The sequence below is a fragment of the Saccharopolyspora sp. 6M genome, assembly GCF_020176775.1.
GTDB lineage: Bacteria > Actinomycetota > Actinomycetes > Mycobacteriales > Pseudonocardiaceae > Saccharopolyspora_C > Saccharopolyspora_C gregorii.
On the sequence record NZ_JAIUJZ010000191.1, the window covers coordinates 1 to 1,337 of the forward strand.

2 protein-coding genes are annotated in these 1,337 nt (G+C 71.7%); both read left to right on the forward strand.

What is annotated here, in order from left to right:
* The first annotated feature begins 327 nt into the window (after nt 1-327).
* A complete protein-coding gene (locus LCD31_RS22645; protein WP_224961038.1) occupies nt 328-858 on the forward strand; it encodes an ImmA/IrrE family metallo-endopeptidase in 531 nt (176 codons plus the stop codon).
* The coding region (locus LCD31_RS22650; RefSeq protein ID WP_224961039.1) for a hypothetical protein at nt 840-1,337 on the forward strand (498 nt) is incomplete at its 3' end. The genes LCD31_RS22645 and LCD31_RS22650, both read left to right, overlap by 19 nt.

The window sequence follows — 1,337 nt, forward strand, 5'->3', positions numbered from 1 at the left end:
CCCCCCGCGCGGGGGGGGGGCCCCCCCCGCCCCGCGGGGGGCGGGGGGGCGGGGGGGCCGCGGTCTGTGGGCCGGCGCCCCCCCCGCGGGGGGGGGGGGGCCCCCCCCCCCCCCGCGTTCCACCGGGAGTTGCTACCGCCTGCTCCATTTCCGCGCGGTGCACGCCATTTCGCCCACTATCTGGAAATCGTTCGCGAGAAAGTGAACCTCCTGTTAAGGGGGTGCGATTTTCGTGCGCTGTGACGCAGGATGCATTGACTGCTGCGGAAAGTGTCGGACAGAGTGCTCAGCGTACTGGGGTGGACATGTGACCGGGGAGGGCTTCCGGTGCTGGAGGGGTGGCGTTCGCGCGCGCGTTTTCGCAGGCTGGTCAAGGAATTGGCGCTGCCTGCCGCCTGTTCGATGGATGAGTTGATCGAGTGCATCTCCGCGCGCCGGAAACGTCCGTTGCGCGTGCTCCCCTTTCCGGGGGCGGCGAATTCCGCCCGTCCGCACGGGCTCTGGGTGGAAGCCGCGGACACCGACTACGTTTTCGTCGAACCGCGTACCAGCGAACTGCACCGAAAGCACATCATCCTGCACGAGATCGGACACATCCTCGCGCACGGTGGAGCGGAACCCGCCGATCACTCGGAGCGGCGGGCGGCGCAATTCCGGCGGATGGTCCCGGATCTCGACCCGGGAACGGTGTCCCGGTTGCTGGCCCGCTCGCACGGCGGGCACGGTGCCGCGGCCGAGCGGGAGGCCGAGGACATCGCGGTCCTGCTGGGCAGCCGCATCCTGCCGACTCCGGTGCGGGTGGGCGGAATCGAGGAGGCGCTCGGGTTCGCGGTGGCCCCGTGGCCGCCGCCGCGGTGAGCTCGGTGGTGGAGTTCGTCGGCATCGGGGCGCTCTGGCTCGCGGTTCTGCTCCGCGCACCGCAGGCGTTGCGGCAGCGCCGGACCCGGGCGTTCTGGCTCATCGGAGCCGGGCTCGCGACGACGATGACGCTGCACACCGACGCTTCCTGCACGTGGTTGCGCGAATCCGCGTTGAGCCCGCAGGCGGTGCACGTGCTGCGCAATTCGATCGCGGTGACGAGTTCCTGCCTGGTGCTCCACGGTTTCTCGGCTTTCCTGCGGGTGCGTGGCGCCCGGACGCCGCTGCTGTGGGCCGGTGGGGCCGTGGTGGTCTCGCTGCTGGTCCGCTCCGATCTGTCCGCGGTCGGTTTCGCGGGTCCGCCGGTGCCGGTCGCGGTGCTGGACAGCTACTGGTCGGGTTTCCGGCTGCTGCACGTCGTCGCGCACGCGGTGGCGTGCGGGTTGTGCGTGCGGGCGGGCGTGCGCGGGGGGCCGGGC